The organism is Streptomyces sp. NPDC102514, assembly GCF_055584525.1.
The window spans coordinates 32,690-50,065 of record NZ_JBVJLW010000008.1; the positions used below are offsets into that span (position 1 = coordinate 32,690).

Below are 17,376 nucleotides of genomic sequence, written 5' to 3' on the forward strand. Positions count from 1 at the left end.
CTCCGGAGAGTAGTTGTGGCACGCCGATGCGCGCGACATCACTTACGAAGGGTTATGGTGGAAACCCCCCCTCGGGCCGGTCCGTCTCCCCCCCACGGACCGGCCCGTTTTTTTGTGCGCCGACACGCGCCGGGCGTACGCCCCAGGGCCGCCGCCGTGCCGAGCCGGGCGCCCTCGCTCCCGGCCCACCCCCCGTCCGCTCCCGGTCCGCACGCGGTCCCCGCACGGTCCTCGCGCGGTCCGCTCCCGGTCCGTCCTTCGGCCGGGGAGCCCTTGTACCCCTAGGGGGAGAGGCGCTCCGGCGGGGGTAGGGTGTCGGCCTCGGGGACTGCCATCTGCACGGAGGGGCTGACGAAAACGTGAACCTGCGCGACAACCTGCGCCGCTTGCTGGTCAGGTTCTATGCACGCAGGGTGGAAGGCCACCTTGACCACGACCAGGTGCCCAAGCACATCGGGGTCATCATGGACGGCAACCGGCGCTGGGCGAAGGCCGCCGGCAGCACCGCCGCCCAGGGGCACCGGGCCGGAGCGCACAAGATCGAGGAATTCCTCGGCTGGTGCTCCGAGACCGACGTCGAGGTCGTCACCCTCTGGCTGTTGTCCACGGACAACTTCGACCGCCCGGAGGAAGAACTCGTACCGCTGCTCGGCATCATCGAGAACGTCGTGAGTTCCCTCGCCGCCGACGGCCGCTGGCGCGTGCACCACGTCGGCACGCCCGACATCCTGCCCTCGCGGATGCAGGGCGTCCTGAAGGAGGCCGAGGAGTCCACCGCGCACGTCGGCGGAATACTCGTCAATGTCGCGATCGGCTACGGCGGCCGGCAGGAGATCGCCGACGCCGTGCGCTCGATGATCCTCGACCATGCCGACAAGGGCACCTCGTTGGAGAAACTCGCCGAGGACGTCACCGTCGACATGATCGGCAAGCACCTCTACACCAGCGACCAGCCCGACCCCGATCTCGTGATCCGTACGAGCGGCGAGCAGCGGCTGTCCGGATTCATGCTCTGGCAGACGGCCCACTCCGAGTACTACTTCTGTGAGGTCTTCTGGCCGGCCTTCCGCAAGGTCGACTTCCTGCGTGCCCTGCGCGACTACGCGGCCCGCCACCGGCGCTACGGCGGATGAGGGACTGAGGCGGCCCCGCCGCCAGGGGCTGCCGCGGGACCGGGGATTGGTCCTTTGGGGTGGAAGTAATGAGGAGTTCACCAGGGCGCCGTCATGTGTGCTGGCATGGCATGGCTCGATCGAGGGCATAAAGCCTCCAGGTCGACGCCCGAATCACGGGTGTCGGATCTCAGCGGACGGCACGGGGCCGTCCGCCCGGGAGGCCCTTTGCACCAGCGCGACCGTGCGGTCAGTACGGACGAGGCGGAGGGCCGGTTCATGGCCCGTGCATCGGTGCCGGAAACCGGTCCACCTCTCCTCCGTCGCTCCCCGACCTCATCCGAGGGGGTACGTCCTTCCGTGGTGACCAGCACAAAGCGCCGTATGCCAGACCGGCGCACCTATGTTCTCGACACCAGCGTCCTGCTGGCCGACCCGCACGCCATGAACCGCTTCGACGAGCACGAAGTAGTGCTGCCGATCGTCGTGGTCACGGAATTGGAGGCCAAGCGGCACCATCCCGAACTCGGCTACTTCGCCCGGCAGGCCCTGCGCCTGCTCGACGAATTCCGGGTGAAATATGGCCGTCTCGACGCCCCCATCCCCACGGGGGAGTTGGGCGGGACGGTCCGTGTCGAGCTCAATCACTCGGACCCCAGCGTGCTGCCGAGCGGCTATCGCCTGGGGGACAACGACTCCCGCATCCTCGCGGTCGCCCGCAATCTGCAGGCGGAGGGTTTCGACGTCACGGTCGTGTCGAAGGACCTCCCGCTGCGGATCAAGGCCTCCTCGGTCGGGCTCCTCGCCGAGGAGTACCGGGCGGAACTCGCCATCACAGGCTCCTCCGGCTGGACCGGAATGTCCGAACTGACGCTCTCCGGCGAGCAGGTGGACCTCCTCTTCGACCAGGAGAGCCTGTACGTCCCCGAGGCGTCCGACTTCCCCGTCCACACGGGTCTGATGATCCAGTCCGAGCGCGGCAAGGCGCTGGGACGTGTGACGGCCGAGGGCAACGTCCGGCTCGTACGCGGTGACAGGGAGGCCTTCGGCATCAAGGGCCGCAGTGCGGAGCAGCGCATCGCGCTGGATCTGCTCCTCGACCCGGACATCGGGATCGTGTCGATGGGCGGCCGGGCCGGCACCGGAAAGTCGGCGCTCGCCCTGTGCGCGGGCCTGGAGGCCGTGCTCGAACGGCGCCAGCACCAGAAGGTGATGGTCTTCCGGCCGCTGTACGCGGTCGGCGGGCAGGAGCTGGGATATCTGCCCGGTTCCGAGTCCGAGAAGATGGGCCCCTGGGCGCAGGCGGTCTTCGACACGCTCTCCGCGGTCACCAGCCGCGAGGTCATCGAGGAGATCACCGCGCGCGGCATGCTGGAGGTCCTGCCGCTCACGCACATCCGGGGCCGCTCCCTCCACGACGCGTTCGTGATCGTCGACGAGGCGCAATCCCTGGAGCGGAACGTCCTGTTGACCGTTCTGTCCCGAATCGGCTCGAATTCACGGGTGATCCTCACCCATGACGTGGCCCAGCGGGACAACCTCAGGGTCGGCCGGTACGACGGAGTGGTGGCCGTCGTCGAGAAACTGAAGGGGCATCCGCTCTTCGCGCACGTCACACTCACCCGGTCCGAGCGGTCCCAGATTGCCGCCCTTGTGACCGAAATGCTGGAGGACGGACAGATCTGATCCCGGCTGCCCCCACCCGTCCGGGTCTGTCCGACGGGTGGTGGCTGCACGGCAGTTGGCGCCGTCCGGCAAAGGCGAAGAGCCTAGCCGGGCGGCGTCGTCGTGCGCGCTCGTTTCCGAAAAACTTCTGAGGCAAACGAGGTGTGAGCTTTCACACCCGGCACAGAATTGCCTCCCGGCGCCGGGGTACGGCAGAGTCTCACTCCTGTCAGGCCCCGCATGCGACACAGCTGTACCCCCAGCGGCACAGCACAGCAAGAACCTCAGAACTCCATAACGCCGTCGTATGCCGCCCGCGCACCAAGCGGCGCTCCCCGCAGGGGAGTTGCCCACCGGGCCCGTGCCTCCCGTGACCCCGCAGTTGGGAGGCCAGTGTCAGGGGGCAAGATTGCGTCCGCGAGGGTCACCTGTAGCGGTCGATGCTGGAAGGAAACCGTGTGAGCCGGATTTCGGTCCGTGGGCTCGCAGTGGCCTCGGCCACCGCAGTCACCGCTGTCGGCGCTGTAACGGGTGTTGCCTCGGGCAGCACCGCACCGGCGAGCGATGACGCCGAGGCAACGGCGAGCGGCGCCACGCTCCTCGCGGACATACCCGCGGGCGCGCAGGCGCAGGTGCAGACCGCCTCTCTGACTCAGCAGGCCGACTCCCAGGCCATCGCGGCTGACGCGACAGCCAAGAAGGACGCCGAAGCAGCCGCGCGCAAGCAGGCGGCCAAGGACGCGGTCGCCAAGCAGCAGGCCGCCGAGAAGGCCGAGAAAGAGGCGAAGGAGCGCAAGGAGGCCGAGAAGGTCGCCAGCCGTTCCGCCACGCGTGATGCCGCCAGCTTCACGGTCAAGGCGTCGTACACCGCCGCCGAGGTCCAGGAGATGGCCCGCCAGCTCGTCCCGGCGGACCAGTTCGCGTGCTTCAGCCGGATCGTCGACCACGAGTCCAGCTGGAACTACCAGGCCGACAACCCCACCTCCGACGCGTACGGCCTCATGCAGGCCCTGCCGGGTTCGAAGATGTCCTCGGCCGGTGCCGACTGGGCGACCAACCCGGCGACGCAGATCAAGTGGGGCCTGAGCTACATGGACGGCCGCTACGGCAGCCCGTGCGGCGCCTGGGACTTCTGGCAGGCCAACAACTACTACTGAGCCGCCGGCGGCTCAACCTCGCGGAGCCCTTCACCGTCCTACGGTGAGGGGCTTCTGCCATGTACGGTCGATGCCGACGTCTCCAGGGACTCCAGGGAGGAGTGGTGGGGAGCAACGGGGGAAGAGGACGGTTCATGTCGCGAGTGCCAGGTTGGTTCGGCCGGATCGGTGCCGGACTCACCGAAGTGGGAGAGCGGCTGGACGCGCGTCGCGCGGCAGCCGAGAAGGCGGACGAGATCGACGAGATCGACAAGGACGAAGCCGTCGGTACGGACACCTCGTCCTCGTCCCTGTCGGGGGCGTCCCCCGACGGCCCGGTCGTCCACGTCCGCCCCGATCCCGCGACCGCCGTCCCCTGGGGGATGCGGGTCGCGGCCGAAGCGGGCTGGCGGCTGCTGGTCCTCGCAGGCACCGTCTGGGTGCTGATGCGCGTCATCAGCGCCGTACAACTGGTCGTCCTGGCCTTCGTCGCCGCGCTGCTCATCACCGCCCTCCTCCAGCCCACGGTCGCCCGGCTGCGCGGATACGGCTTCCCGCGCGGCCTCGCCACCGCGCTCACCGCGATCCTCGGCTTCGTCATCATGGGGCTGGTCGGATGGTTCGTGGTCTGGCAGGTCATGGAGAACATCAACAACCTCGCCGACCAGATCCAGGACGGCATCGACGAGCTGCAGCGCTGGCTGCTGAACAGCCCGTTCCATGTCACCGAGGACCAGATCAAGGACATCGCCAAGAGCCTGCGCGAGGCGGTCGGGGCGAACACCGAGGAGATCACGTCCGCCGGGCTCGAAGGCGTCACCGTCATCGTCGAGGCGCTCACCGGCATCCTCCTGACGATGTTCTCCACGCTCTTCCTGCTCTACGACGGCAAGCGCATCTGGGAGTGGACGCTCAAACTCGTCCCGGCGGCGGCACGTCCAGGAGTGGCGGGAGCGGGGCCGCGGGCCTGGCGCACCCTCACCGCGTACGTCCGCGGCACGGTGATAGTCGCTCTGATCGACGCCATCTTCATCGGACTCGGCATCTTCTTCCTCGACGTCCCGATGGCCGTCCCGCTCGCCGTCTTCATCTTCCTCGGCGCGTTCATCCCGCTGGTCGGTGCGGTCATCTCCGGGGCGCTGGCGGTCGTCGTCGCCCTCGTCACGCAGGGCGTCTTCACGGCGGTCATGACCCTGGCCGTGGTGCTGGCCGTCCAGCAGATCGAGGGCCACATCCTGCAGCCCTTCATCCTCGGGCGGGCGGTGCGGGTGCATCCGCTGGCCGTCGTACTGTCCGTGGCGGCGGGAGGGATGGTCGCGGGGATCGGCGGAGCGGTGGTCGCCGTGCCGCTCGTCGCGGTCACCAACACGGTGGTGGGGTACTTGCGGTCCCACTCGCGTGAGTCGGCGCTGCGGTATGCGCCGGGGCCGCACGGCTCGACGGCGGCGACAGCCGCGCCCCCGCCTCCGGAGGACACGCCATCGCCGCAGGCGTAGAGGGTTTTTCGCCCCCGCCGCCCCTACCCGTTCCCGTCCACGTATGGGGGCTGCGCCCCCTCGCCCCCGTTGTCCTCAAACGCCGGACGGGCTGAAAGCATTTCAGCCCGTCCGGCGTTTGAGGACACAGTGACCCCGCGGAGCTACTCCGCCAGGACCGCCTCGGAGTCCAGCGTCACCCCGACCGCCTGCACAACCGCCGCGATCTTGAACGCTTCCTGAATCGTCTCCCGGTCCACACCCGCCCTGCGAAGCACCTGCTCGTGCGAGTCAAGACACTGCCCGCACCCATTGATCGCGGAAACGGCCAACGACCACAGCTCGAAGTCGACCTTCTCCACACCCGGGTTGCCGATGACGTTCATCCGCAGTCCGGCCCGCAGCGTCCCGTACTCCGGATCGGAGAGCAGATGCCGCGTCCGGTAGAAGACGTTGTTCATCGCCATGACCGCCGCCGCGGACTTCGCCGCCGTGTACGCCTCGGGCGAGAGCTTCGCGTTGGCCTCCTCCTCCAGCTCGCGCAGCACCCGCGGCGACCGCGAGGCGATGGCGCACGCGAGGACCGTGCCCCACAGCTGCTGCTGCGGAAGGTCGGAGTTGCCGATGACGGAACCGAGGTTCAGCCGGAGGTCCTTCGCGTAGTCCGGAATCGCGGACTTCAGCGCGTCGAGGGACATGGGTCACTCACCGGCCAGGAGCTTGACCGGGTCGAGCGTGGTCTCGCCCTTGGTCCAGTTGCAGGGGCACAGCTCGTCGGTCTGGAGCGCGTCCAGGACCCGCAGGACCTCCTTGGGGTTACGGCCGACGGAGCCGGCGGTCACCATGGAGAACTGGATCTCGTTGTTCTGGTCGACGATGAAGACGGCGCGCTTGGCGAAGCCGTCCTCGCCCTCGATGCCGAGGTCACGCATCAGCTCGTGCTTCGAGTCGGCCATCATCGGGAACGGCAGGTCGGTCAGGTCCGGGTGGTCCTTGCGCCAGGCGTGGTGCACGAACTCGGAGTCACCGGAGAAGCCGAGGACCTGGGCGTCACGGTCGGCGAACTCGTCGTTCAGCTTTCCGAAGGCGGCGATCTCGGTCGGGCACACGAAGGTGAAGTCCTTGGGCCACGCGAAGACGATCTTCCACTGACCTTCGTACGTCTTGTGGTTGATCTGCTCGAACTCCTCGCCCTTCTCCAGCGAGACACAGGCAGTCAGATCGAACGGGGGGAACTTGTCACCGACAGTGAGCACGCGCTCTCCTTGTAACGAAGAAAACCCTATTTTGCGGGGTTTTCCCATGGGTTGGACGTCCATGATCGTGGCACAGAGTGCATTGATTAGGGAAATAGCTACACTCGGTCGTGTTGATCGGAAACAGCTATCAGTGCACGTGAGCGGTGCAGGCGCGTGCGCCGGTACGCGTGAGTGGACAGACGAGCGAGAGGACCCCCGTTGCCCCCCGTCAGGAAGAGGCAGCCCAGCCTCTCGCAGCTGCGCGCCTTCGCCGCGGTGGCCGAGCATCTGCACTTCAGGGACGCGGCCGCCGCCCTCGGCATGAGCCAGCCCGCGCTGTCCGGCGCGGTCTCGGCGCTGGAGGAGACCCTCGGTGTGACGCTGCTGGAGCGTACGACCCGCAAGGTGATCCTGTCACCGGCGGGCGAGCGGCTGGTCGTACGGGCCAGGGCGGTGCTCGACGAGGTGGGCGCGCTGATGGAGGAGGCCGAGGCGGTACGGGCGCCGTTCACCGGGGTGCTGCGGCTCGGGGTGATCCCGACGGTGGCGCCGTATCTGCTGCCGACCGTCCTGCGACTCGTCCACGACCGCTATCCGGCGCTCGACCTCCAGGTCCACGAGGAGCAGACGTCGAACCTCCTCGACGGGCTCACCACGGGCCGGCTCGACCTGCTGCTGCTCGCGGTGCCCCTCGGAGTGCCCGGGGTCGTGGAACTTCCGCTGTTCGACGAGGACTTCGTGCTGGTCACACCGTTGGACCACCGGCTGGGCGGCAGGGAGGGCATTCCGCGTGAGGCGCTGCGCGAGCTGAATCTGCTGCTGCTGGACGAGGGGCACTGTCTGCGGGACCAGGCGCTCGACATCTGCCGGGAGGCCGGGCGGGCGGACGCGCCGGTCACGACGACCGCGGCGGGGCTCTCCACGCTGGTGCAACTGGTCGCGGGTGGTCTGGGGGTGACGCTGCTGCCCCGTACGGCCGTCACGGTCGAGACCGCTCGGAGCAGTCAGCTGCTCACCGGGTATTTCGCGGAGCCGGCTCCCACTCGGCGGATCGCGCTGGCGATGCGGGGTGGGGCTGCGCGGGCGGGGGAGTACGGGGAGCTGGCGGGGGCGCTCCGGGAAGAGCTGAAGCCGTTGCCGGTACGGGTGTTGTGACACCCGCACCGGCAACGGCGCGGCCACCCCTGAAGGGGCGCGGGGAACGGCGCGACCGGCGATGACGGACCCCTCCGGGGGCTACTCCGTGCGCAGGCCGTCCGGGCGCATCAGGCGCAGGAGCGGTGGGACGCTCAGGGCCGTCACGGCCAGGACCACCACCGCGCCGATGCCCGTCATGGCCAGCACGCTCAGCCAGTCCACCGTCACCGGCGTGGCCGTCATCTTCAGGAGGACCGCGCCCAGCGTGAGGCCCACCACCGAGGCGAGGAGCAGGCCCAGCGCGACCGGGATCGCGGTCTGCCACAGGACCGACAGGCTCAGAGTGCGGCGCCGGGTGCCGAAGGCGACCAGCGCCGAGAGCAGCTTCTTGCGCTCGCGCAACTGCTCCAGCTGGGAGACCAGCAGGCTCGCCCCGATCAGCGCGAGGACGCAGGCGGCGCCGACGAACAGCCCGGTGCGGATGGAGTCGAAGCGGTCCGAGCGCTGACTTCCCGTGAACGTCATGGGCTCGGTGAGCGGGTTGATCTTCGCCGCGGTGTTGCGCACGATCTCCTGTCCGTCCGGGACCGTCCCGTCGAGCTTGAGGTAGATCACCCCGCTGCTCGCCGGAACCGCCGCGGCGGGCAACGCGCTCGTGGTGAACAGGAAACCGCCCCGCTCCCAGCCCGTCGGGTCCTTGCGCGGATCGGCCTTCTTGATGCCCTTCGGCACGGTCCAGGCCACCTCCGCGCCCTTCACGACATCGTCGTAGGTGGGGTCGATGACGAGCTTGCGGCCGGGCTTCGCGAACTTCGCGGTCTCCGAGTCGTACTCGGCGCCCTGCACGGCGAACACATCGCCCTCGCGGCACGAGGACAGCTTCGCCACCTCGCGCAGGGCGGTGCAGTCGCCGACCGTGATCCCCGAGGACGTGTCGGGGTTCTTCGCGCGCTCGCTCAGCGAGAGGTCGGACAGCGCGACCGCGCCGCGCACACCGCGGGTGTCCGCGAGCTCGGTCCGGGCGTCCGCGAGGGAGACGGACTTCGGTACGGAGACCTGCATCTGGGCGCGCGAGAGGTCCTCGCCCGTGGACTTCGTGTAGTCGCTCTCGACACCGGAGAACAGCATCTGCAGGGCGATCGCGCCGGCCACCGCCACCGCGATGCCGTTGACCATGCGGGCCGCGGTGCCACTGCTCAACTGGAGCCTGCGGACGGCCAGCTGCCAGGAGACCGAGCCCGAGTTCAGCCGGGCCACGACGGCCTCCACGACCCACGGCAGCAGCGCGGTGATGCCGACGAGGAGCAGGACGACACCGCCGGTCACCATGTACTCGTTGAAGTCGCCGTTCTCGTTGCCCTTCCCGATCATCGGGGCGAGCAGGCCGAGGCCGCCCAGCGGCAGCAGCAGCCGCCACCACAGCCGGCGCCGCGCGGGCCTGGCCGTACGCACCACGCCGAGCGGTTCGATGACCACGCCGCGCAGGGCGAGGAGCGTCACCGCCACCGCGGCGGCCGGGACGGCGACGGCGATCAGGACGGCGAGGACGGGCGTCGGGTCGAGGTAGCTCGGGAAGACGCTGATCCCGAAGAGCTCCAGGGAACCGGCGATCTGGCGGCCGATCAGGAAGAAACCGACACCGAAGGCCAGCCCGAGGAAGGCTCCGGCGAGTGCCTCGCCCGCGGCGATCCGGCGGGTCATCCGGCCGTCGGCGCCGACCAGCCGCAACGCGGCCAGCCTGCGGTCGCGCCGCTCGCCGCCGAAGCGTACGGCCGCGGCGATGAAGACGCCGACCGGCATCAGCAGCACCACGAAGACCGTGAGGACGAGCAGGAGAAGGACCGGGTCCATCTCCTCCGCGGGCCCCTTCCGCGCGCCGAAGGTGTCGAGGCGCACGATGCGGGAGCCTTCGTCGAACTTCGCCAGGTCCTGGCCGCCCGCGTAGTAGGCGAGTTCGGCCGAGCCGATCAGGCCGCTCTCACCGATGGTTCCCGTGACGCGGTACGGCAGCCGGTCGTGCAGCAGCTTGGCGTCCTTGGAGTCCAGCAGTTCCTTCAGCGCGGGGGACACGATCATCTCGCCCGGCGCGGGGAACTTCTCGATGCCCGGCGGCAGCGGCGCCCGCAGGCCCTCCGGCTCCAGCTGACGGCCGCGTACGTCCAGGCCGCGGAACTCGGTGTCGACGTTCGCGACGAGCACCGTGTTGTCGGACTTCGCCGGCTCGACGCCGTTCATCGCCAGGTCCATGCGGGCGTACTCGCGGTCGGACCGTGCCTGCATCGCGCTCGGGATGGCGGTGGTGAGCAGCAGCAGCGCCACACCGAGCCCTACCCCGACACCGGTGAGCAGGACCCGTACCCAGCCCTCGCGACCGCCGGTGAACGCGAACTTGATGCCCATGGCGAGGTCCCTGGACCACTGCCGCAGCATCGGGGTCGCGTGGCGCGGGTCGTCCCAGGCGGGCAGCTCCGGGGGAGCCTCGGGCGGGGCGGCGGTCGTCGACGGGCGGGCGCTCATACGGCGCGCTCCATGTCCCGGGACTTCCCGTCGCGTACGACGATCTCGCGGTCCGAGTAGGCGGCCACCCGGGTCTCGTGCGTGACGAGGACGACGGCGGCGTTCGCGGACCGGGCGGCGTCCGTGAGCAGCTCCATCACGCGCTCGCCGTTGAGCGAGTCGAGGGCGCCGGTGGGCTCGTCCGCGAACAGCACCCGAGGGCTGGTGACCAGGGAACGGGCCACGGCGACGCGCTGGCCCTGACCGCCGGAGACCTCGCCGGGGCGCTTGCCCGCCAGGTCGTCGACCTCCAGGCGCTCCATCCAGGCCAGCGCGGTGCGCTCGGCCTCCTTGCGGGAGGTGCCGTTGAGGCGCAGCGGCAGGGCCACGTTCTCGACGCAGGTCAGCTCCGGCACCAGCTGGCCGAACTGGAAGACGAACCCGAACTGCGAGCGCCGCAGCGCGCTGCGCTGGGAGTCGTTCATGGTCGCCATCTCACGGCCGTTGTACGTGATCGAGCCCGAGTCGGGCGTCACGATGCCGGCGAGACAGTGCAGGAGGGTCGACTTGCCGGAGCCGGAGGGGCCCATCACGGCGACGACCTCGCCCGGGTGGATGGAGAACTCGGCGCCGTCGAGGGCGTTGGTGGGGCCGTACGCCTTGCGCAGGTCGTGGGCCACGAGCAGGGAGCCTGCGGGGGTCATCGGGTCACCGCCTCAGCGAGTTTGCCGAGGCGGGCCGCGGTGAGTTCGAGCCACCGCAGGTCGGCCTCGAGATGGAAGAGAGCGTGGTCGCAGATCAGCTGGTCGGCGAGATCGCCCTTGCGTTTGCGGTCGGTGAGGATGCGCATCATGCGCAGGTGTTCCGAGCGCTGGGTGTCGAGGATCTCGGACGCGTCGCGGTGCGTCAGGAGGGCGAGGACGACCTTCGTGTAGAGGGTCGACTGGAGATACGGCTCCGGCTTCTCCGGCGTCGCGAGCCACTGCTGGACGTCGGTGACGCCCGCCTCGGTGATCGCGTACCGCTTGCGCTCGGGGCCGTCGCCCGCCTCTATCCCGTCGACCTCCACGAGGCCGTTCTTCAACAGCCGGGACATCGTCGAATAGACCTGGCCGTAGTGGAGCGGCCGGTCGTGACCGAACTTCTCGTCGAAGGCCCGCTTCAGGTCGTAACCGTGACGGGGGCCGGACTCCAGGAGCCCTAGAAGGGTGTGACCGATGGACATGCGGAGCACTCTACACAGTGCGTATACACACCGTGTATACGCACTGTGTAGACCCTCTTCCAGAGGGTGCGTCCTCGCAGGTCAGGACCGATTGTCACGGTTCTGCGACCGCGGCACCGCCGTCGATCGCACTGCTTCGGGTGCGGGCCGGTGGGGGCGGGCCGCGCAGTTCCCCGCGCCCCTGAAAAGCGGGGCTGCGCCCCAGCTTTTCGCCTTTAGGGGCGCGAGGAACGGCGCGAGCAACCCCCACCGGGCCCGCACCCGGACGAAGGGGCGCGGGGAACTGCGCGGCCGGGCCCCCACCGGGCCGCACCCGACAACGGACCCGCCTACTCCTCACCCTCCTCGGAGAGGGGAGGGCGGCCTCGGCGGGGGAGGGGGCCCGTGCCGCCGGGGAGGCGGCCCGCCTCGCCCAGTGCTCGCCGCAGCAGGAACTCGATCTGCGCGTTGGCGGAGCGCAGCTCGTCCCCGGCCCACCGCGCCAACGCCTCGTACACCAGCGGATCCAGCCGCAACAGCACCTGCTTGCGCTGCTGCTGCGGCCGTCGCCGAGGCGGATCGGGGGGAGTCGGAGGGGCCCCCTCCGGAGACGAACTCACTGGTAGAGGGACCCCGTGTTCAGGACGGGCTGCGGCGCCCGGTCCCCGCACAGCACCACCATCAGATTGGACACCATCGCCGCCTTCCGCTCGGAATCCAGCTCCACGATGTCCCGCTCGGAGATCCGCGCGAGCGCGGCCTCCACCATGCCGACCGCCCCGTCCACGATCTGGCGCCGCGCGGCGACGACCGCCCCCGCCTGCTGCCGCTGGAGCATCGCCGAGGCGATCTCGGGCGCGTACGCGAGATGCGTGAAGCGGGACTCGATGATCTGCACGCCCGCGGCGTCCACCCGCGCCCGCAGCTCGACCGCGAGCTTCTCGGTGATCTCCTCCGCGTTGCCCCGCAGGGACAGGCCCTCCTCGTCGTGGGCGTCGTACGGGTACTCGATGGCGATGTGCCGCACGGCCGCCTCGGTCTGCGTGGAGACGAACTCCAGGAAGTCGTCCACCTCGAAGCTCGCCTGCGCGGTGTCCTCGACGCGCCACACCACGACGGCGGCGAGTTCGATCGGGTTGCCGTAGGCGTCGTTGACCTTGAGGACGGCCGTCTCGTGATTGCGTACGCGCGTCGAGATCTTCGTACGGGACGTGAGCGGGTTCACCCAGCGCAGCCCGTCCTCGCGGATCGTGCCGCGGTAGCGGCCGAAGAGCTGGACGACGCGGGCCTCGCCGGGCGCCACCATGTTCAGCCCGCACATGGCGATGAAGGCGGCGAGGCCGATCAGGATGCCGGCCACGATGAGCACGGCCTTGCCGCCGGTGGCGTCCACGGCGGTGGCGGAGACCACCAGCGCGGCGCCCAGCAGCAGTCCGAGGAGCCCGAGCAGCAGCGCGAGCCCGCCGCCGATGCTGTGCGCGGAGACCTCCCGTACGCGCGGGGCGGGCATCGCGGGTACGTCGGCCATGCCCGCCCCCGTTCCCGCGCCCGTTCCTGCCCCTGTTCCTGAGCCTGTGTCCGGAGAGTCGTGTGTGGACATGGGTGGTCCCCCGTTTCGTGGTGCTTTCGGCGTCGTCGTCCCGTGTGCGGACGCTCGGCTCGATCCATCAATGCCTATCTAAGTGATATCACTTTACCCGGCACGGCAACCTTCCACTCCCGTGAATCGTCGGTTCCATAGGGGTGGGTGCTGATTCTCACGTCCGTAAAAGGCCGGATCGGCAGGCGTTTGTCCTCAGCTGCGGTGTTAGTTTGCTGAGCTGACCTGAGCGATGAACCTGTGAGACACGAGAGACGGAAGCGGAGCGGACGTATCCATGGGACGAGCGGATGAGAGACGAGCGCGGCAGCGCGGTGGACACCGCGGCGCGCCGAAACGCTCGTCCAAGGCGGAGGGCAAGACCGGCAAGAGCGGCATACGCCGGCTCTTCACCTGGAAGAAGATCCTCGGCACGTTCTTCGGTCTCTGCCTGCTCGGCATGGCCGCCTTCGTCGGGCTCTACCTGATGATCGACGTCCCCAAGGGGAACGCGGCGGCGGTGCAGCAGAGCAACATCTACAAGTACGCCAACGGCGACACGCTCGCCCGCGACGGTGAGGTCAACCGCGAGCTGGTCGACCTGGACCAGGTCTCCAAGGGCGTCCGGATGACCTTCGTCGCCGCCGAGAACAAGTCCTTCTACAAGGACTCCGGCGTCGACCTGAGGGGCACCGCCCGCGGTCTGCTGAACACCCTGTCCGGCAAGGGCAAGCAGGGCGGTTCGACGATCACCCAGCAGTACGTCAAGAACTACTACCTCACGCAGGACCAGACCGTCACGCGCAAGCTGAAGGAACTGGTCATCTCGCTGAAGGTGGACCGCCAGCAGTCCAAGGACGCCATCCTCGCGGGCTACATCAACACCAGCTACTACGGCCGCAACGCCTGGGGCATCCAGGCCGCCGCGCAGGCGTACTACCGGGTCGACGCGGACAGGCTCAGCGTCGCCCAGAGCGCGTATCTCGCCGCCCTGCTCCAGGCCCCGAGCCAGTACGACTGGGCGGTGGCGAGCGACACCAGCAAGAAGCTCGTCAAGAACCGCTGGAACTACGTCCTCGACAACATGGTCGAGGAGGGCTGGCTGGACTCCGCCAAGCGCGACGCCATGACGTTCCCCGTACCGAAGGACCCCAAGGGCGCACCCGGCCTGGAGGGCCAGGCGGGCTACCTGGTGGAGGCCGCCAACTCGACGCTGGAGAAGCAGCTCGTCGAGGAGGGCACCGCCTCCGACATGGACGAGGCCGCGACGATGGTCAAGGCGGGTGGCTGGACCATCACGCTGAACATCGACAAGAAGAAGCAGGCCCAGCTGGAGAAGGCCGTCAAGGCCAGGCTCACCAGCAAGCTGGACGGGAAGAAGCGGGACGTCGACGCCGACATCCAGGCCGGCGCCGCCTCCGTCGACCCGAAGACGGGCCGGGTCCTGGCGATGTACGGCGGTGTGGACTACGTGAAGCACTTCACGAACAACGCCACGCGCCGCGACTACCAGCCCGCCTCCACCTTCAAGCCGGTCATCCTGGCCGCGGCCGTCGACAAGGACGCCACGACCCAGGACGACGACCCGATCGCGGCGAACACGATCTACGACGGCACCAGCAAGCGTCCCGTCCTCGACGACGGTACGAAGGTCGGGTTCTCCCCGCCGAACGAGGACGACGTCGACTACGGCGACGTCGACGTCCAGACCGCGATGAACAAGTCCATCAACTCCGTCTTCGCGCAGATGGGCGTGGACGTCGGCATGGACCAGGTCATGAAGACCGCGGGCGAGCTGGGCATGGACGTCGAGGGCGTCAAGTCGGTGCCCGCCCAGACCCTCGGCACGATGGGCGCGAGCCCGCTGGAGATGGCCGGGGTCTACGCGACCCTCGACAACCACGGCAAGAAGGTCACCCCGGCCGTCATCAAGAAGGTCGAGCACAAGGACCGCGCGGTCAAGTTCCCGGACCCGATCGGCGATCAGGTCGTCAGCCGCGAGGCCGCCGACACCGTCACCTCGGTGCTGACGGGTGTGGTCGACGACGGTACGGCCCGGACGTCCGTGCGCGACAACCCGTCCCGGGACGGGCAGCAGGTCGCGGGCAAGACGGGTACGTCCGACTTCAACAGGTCGGCCTGGTTCACCGGTTACACGCCGGACCTGGTCACCTCGGTCGGGATGTTCGGCGAGGACGCGAAGTCCCACGCGCAGGTGACGATGCAGGGGGCCACCGGCCTCCTGCCGGGCAAGGGCCGCGTCAACGGAGGTGGCTATCCCGCGCAGATCTGGGCGGCGTACACCTTCGACGCGATGGGTGACGTGACCAAGTTCGACCTGGACACGAAGCAGGGTGCGGCGGTCAAGCCGACCCTTACGCCGACGGTCACGCCCACGACGACTGCCCCGTCCGTGGAGCCCTCCACCGAGGACCCGACGACGAAACCGCCGACGAGCACCTCGCCGCCGGAGTCCTCCCCCGAGGAGACCCCCACGGAAGAGGACCCCACCCCGACGACGAGCGCCCCGTCGTCCTCGGGCGGCATAGAACTCCCCCCGGACCCCGACGACCCCCAATCAGACGACTGACCCGCGTCCAGTGACCTGCGGCCCCGGTGGGGGCGGGCCGCGCAGTTCCCCGCGCCCCTCGGGGAGGGGCTGCGCCCCGTCCCACCCAGGGGCGCGGGGAACTGCGCAGTCTTTTGCCTTTAGGGGCGCGGGGAACTGCGCGGCCGGCCACAGCGGACCCGCAGCTCTCCACCGGCGTTCACGCCCCCCTGACCGCCTGGGCGATCCGATCGCCGATCCCCTTGTCGACGTTCCGCCAGTACTGGAACGCCCGTTCAAGCACAGGCTGTGAAACATCGGCCAACAGATGCCCGCTGACGTTCGCCACGAGCCGCTCACGCTGAGCATCATCGAGCACCTGCCGAACCATCGTCCCGGCCTGCCCGAAATCGTCGTCCTCACGATGCCGCTTCGTCGCCTCGCGCACCAGCTCACCCGCGGTCTGCCAGCTCGCCGGCTCACCGAACCGCCCGAAGTCGGCCGCGGGCCCGCCGTACGAGTTGGGCGCGTACGGCCGCGCCGCACTGGACGGCACGTACCGCATCGGCCCGTCCTTGGCGTACGAGTTCACCGCCGAGTGCGGCCGGTTGGGCGGCAGCTGCGCGTAGTTCGGCCCGATCCGGTACCGGTGGGTGTCCGGGTACGAGAAGAGCCGGCCGAGCAGCATCTTGTCCGGCGAGGGCCCGATGCCCGGCACCAGGTTGGACGGCTCGAAGGCGGCCTGCTCGATGTGGACGAAGTAGTCCTCGGGGTTCTTGTCGAGGACCATCCGGCCGACGTCGATCAGCGGGTAGTCGCTGTGCGGCCACACCTTCGTCAGGTCGAAGGGGTTGAAGCGGTAGTCCGCCGCGTCCTCGAACGGCATGACCTGGACCTTGAGGGTCCAGCTCGGCGCGTTCCCGGAATCGATCGACTCGTACAGGTCACGGCGGTGCTTGTCCGCGTCCGCACCGGCCAGCTCGTCGGCCTCGGCCTGGGGGAGGAACTCGATGCCCTGATCGGTCTTGAAGTGGTACTTCACCCAGAACCGCTCACCGCCGCCGTTGATCCACATATAGGTGTGGGACGAGTAGCCGTTCATGTGGCGGTACGTCTTCGGGATGCCCCGGTCGCCCATCAGCCACGTCACCTGGTGCGCGGACTCGGGCGAGAGTGTCCAGAAGTCCCACTGCATGTCGTTGCTGCGCAGCCCGGTCGCCGGGTGGCGCTTCTGCGAGCGGATGAAGTCCTGGAACTTGATCGTGTCACGGACGAAGAAGACCGGCGTGTTGTTGCCGACCATGTCGTAGTTGCCGTGCTCGGTGTAGAACTTCAGCGCGAAACCGCGTGGGTCGCGCCAGGTGTCGGGGGAGCCCTGCTCACCCGCGACGGTGGAGAAGCGCGCCAGCATGTCCGTGCGCTTCCCGGGCTGGAAGAGGTCGGCCCGGGTGAACTGGCTGACGTCGTTGGTGACTTCGAAGAAGCCGTACGCGCCACTGCCCTTGGCGTGCACCACCCGCTCCGGTACCCGCTCCCGGTTGAACTGGGCCATCTTCTCGATGAGGTAATGGTCCTGGAGCAGGATCGGGCCGTCGGGTCCGACGGTGAGCGAGTGTTCGTCGCTCTCCACCGGAATCCCGACGTTGTTCGTGGTGTACGGAGCCTGGTCGGGTGCCTGCGTCACGAGCGTCCTCCCGTTCGAGAAGAGTCGATTGATCGCTTCGCTCACCCAGCAGTCAACTCCGCCGACGGGATGTCGGCAACATTTGGACGGGGTCCAATTCCG

The 17,376-nt window shown here is 69.0% G+C and carries 14 protein-coding genes; 6 read left to right on the forward strand and 8 right to left on the reverse strand.

Features of this window, described 5'->3' with window-relative positions:
- Nucleotides 1-359 precede the first annotated feature (359 nt).
- The 4 genes from ACZ60E_RS21165 (at nucleotide 360) to ACZ60E_RS21180 (ending at nucleotide 5,409) form a co-directional block, all read left to right on the forward strand.
- On the forward strand, nucleotides 360-1,133 hold the full coding sequence (locus tag ACZ60E_RS21165; RefSeq protein WP_384812259.1) for an isoprenyl transferase: 774 nt from the start codon (nucleotides 360-362) through the stop codon (nucleotides 1,131-1,133).
- 339 nt (nucleotides 1,134-1,472) lie between these two features.
- The gene (locus ACZ60E_RS21170) at nucleotides 1,473-2,798 is read left to right on the forward strand and encodes a PhoH family protein (protein ID WP_107020261.1); all 1,326 of its coding nucleotides are present in this window, start codon (nucleotides 1,473-1,475) and stop codon (nucleotides 2,796-2,798) included.
- A 437-nt stretch (nucleotides 2,799-3,235) separates the two neighbouring features.
- Nucleotides 3,236-3,934 carry an aggregation-promoting factor C-terminal-like domain-containing protein gene (locus ACZ60E_RS21175; RefSeq protein ID WP_453794152.1) on the forward strand — a complete coding sequence of 233 codons (699 nt, stop codon included), beginning with the start codon at nucleotides 3,236-3,238 and terminating at the stop codon, nucleotides 3,932-3,934.
- 134 nt (nucleotides 3,935-4,068) lie between these two features.
- Nucleotides 4,069-5,409: an AI-2E family transporter gene (locus tag ACZ60E_RS21180; protein ID WP_469442334.1), complete on the forward strand. Its 1,341-nt coding sequence runs from the start codon at nucleotides 4,069-4,071 to the stop codon at nucleotides 5,407-5,409.
- Between the two features lie 143 nt (nucleotides 5,410-5,552).
- Here ACZ60E_RS21180 and ACZ60E_RS21185 read toward each other — a convergent pair whose 3' ends face one another.
- Nucleotides 5,553-6,086, reverse strand: a complete 534-nt coding sequence (locus ACZ60E_RS21185) for an alkyl hydroperoxide reductase (protein ID WP_366788400.1) — start codon at nucleotides 6,084-6,086, stop codon at nucleotides 5,553-5,555.
- Between the two features lie 3 nt (nucleotides 6,087-6,089).
- Complete coding sequence (locus ACZ60E_RS21190; protein ID WP_384812270.1) at nucleotides 6,090-6,644, reverse strand: peroxiredoxin; 555 nt, start codon at nucleotides 6,642-6,644, stop codon at nucleotides 6,090-6,092.
- Between the two features lie 201 nt (nucleotides 6,645-6,845).
- Between ACZ60E_RS21190 and ACZ60E_RS21195 the strand changes: the two genes are divergently transcribed.
- The gene (locus tag ACZ60E_RS21195) at nucleotides 6,846-7,781 is read left to right on the forward strand and encodes a LysR substrate-binding domain-containing protein (RefSeq protein ID WP_384812273.1); all 936 of its coding nucleotides are present in this window, start codon (nucleotides 6,846-6,848) and stop codon (nucleotides 7,779-7,781) included.
- An 81-nt stretch (nucleotides 7,782-7,862) separates the two neighbouring features.
- On the opposite strand, the gene ACZ60E_RS21200 is transcribed toward ACZ60E_RS21195, so the two are convergent.
- The 5 genes from ACZ60E_RS21200 to ACZ60E_RS21220 form a co-directional block, all read right to left on the reverse strand.
- Complete coding sequence (locus tag ACZ60E_RS21200) at nucleotides 7,863-10,163, reverse strand: ABC transporter permease (protein ID WP_469442731.1); 2,301 nt, start codon at nucleotides 10,161-10,163, stop codon at nucleotides 7,863-7,865.
- A gap of 113 nt (nucleotides 10,164-10,276) precedes the next feature.
- Nucleotides 10,277-10,963, reverse strand: coding sequence for an ABC transporter ATP-binding protein (locus tag ACZ60E_RS21205; protein WP_384812276.1), 687 nt, complete (start codon nucleotides 10,961-10,963; stop codon nucleotides 10,277-10,279).
- Nucleotides 10,960-11,484 (reverse strand): PadR family transcriptional regulator, encoded by a 525-nt coding sequence (locus tag ACZ60E_RS21210; RefSeq protein ID WP_384812279.1) that lies wholly within the window; start codon nucleotides 11,482-11,484, stop codon nucleotides 10,960-10,962. Before ACZ60E_RS21210 ends, ACZ60E_RS21205 begins: the two co-directional genes overlap by 4 nt.
- Before the next feature lie 329 nt (nucleotides 11,485-11,813).
- On the reverse strand, nucleotides 11,814-12,083 hold the full coding sequence (locus tag ACZ60E_RS21215; RefSeq protein WP_384812282.1) for a type II toxin-antitoxin system antitoxin: 270 nt from the start codon (nucleotides 12,081-12,083) through the stop codon (nucleotides 11,814-11,816).
- Nucleotides 12,080-13,063: an SPFH domain-containing protein gene (locus ACZ60E_RS21220; RefSeq protein ID WP_469442338.1), complete on the reverse strand. Its 984-nt coding sequence runs from the start codon at nucleotides 13,061-13,063 to the stop codon at nucleotides 12,080-12,082. Before ACZ60E_RS21220 ends, ACZ60E_RS21215 begins: the two co-directional genes overlap by 4 nt.
- 277 nt (nucleotides 13,064-13,340) lie before the next feature.
- Between ACZ60E_RS21220 and ACZ60E_RS21225 the strand changes: the two genes are divergently transcribed.
- A complete protein-coding gene (locus ACZ60E_RS21225) occupies nucleotides 13,341-15,632 on the forward strand; it encodes a transglycosylase domain-containing protein (protein WP_469442339.1) in 2,292 nt (763 codons plus the stop codon).
- A 178-nt stretch (nucleotides 15,633-15,810) separates the two neighbouring features.
- Here the strand turns inward: ACZ60E_RS21225 and ACZ60E_RS21230 are convergent, their stop codons facing one another.
- The gene (locus ACZ60E_RS21230) at nucleotides 15,811-17,274 is read right to left on the reverse strand and encodes a catalase (RefSeq protein WP_469442341.1); all 1,464 of its coding nucleotides are present in this window, start codon (nucleotides 17,272-17,274) and stop codon (nucleotides 15,811-15,813) included.
- Nucleotides 17,275-17,376: the final 102 nt, after the last annotated feature.

Excerpts from the sequence above, each read along its gene's own strand:
- ACZ60E_RS21180 (WP_469442334.1), top strand. The coding sequence starts at position 4,069 with ATGTCGCGAGTGCCAGGTTGGTTCGGCCGGATCGGTGCCGGACTCACC.
- ACZ60E_RS21185 (WP_366788400.1), bottom strand. The coding sequence starts at position 6,086 with ATGTCCCTCGACGCGCTGAAGTCCGCGATTCCGGACTACGCGAAGGAC.
- ACZ60E_RS21200 (WP_469442731.1), bottom strand. The coding sequence starts at position 10,163 with ATGGGCATCAAGTTCGCGTTCACCGGCGGTCGCGAGGGCTGGGTACGG.
- ACZ60E_RS21205 (WP_384812276.1), bottom strand. The coding sequence starts at position 10,963 with ATGACCCCCGCAGGCTCCCTGCTCGTGGCCCACGACCTGCGCAAGGCG.
- ACZ60E_RS21210 (WP_384812279.1), bottom strand. The coding sequence starts at position 11,484 with ATGTCCATCGGTCACACCCTTCTAGGGCTCCTGGAGTCCGGCCCCCGT.
- ACZ60E_RS21220 (WP_469442338.1), bottom strand. The coding sequence starts at position 13,063 with ATGTCCACACACGACTCTCCGGACACAGGCTCAGGAACAGGGGCAGGA.
- ACZ60E_RS21225 (WP_469442339.1), top strand. The coding sequence starts at position 13,341 with ATGGGACGAGCGGATGAGAGACGAGCGCGGCAGCGCGGTGGACACCGC.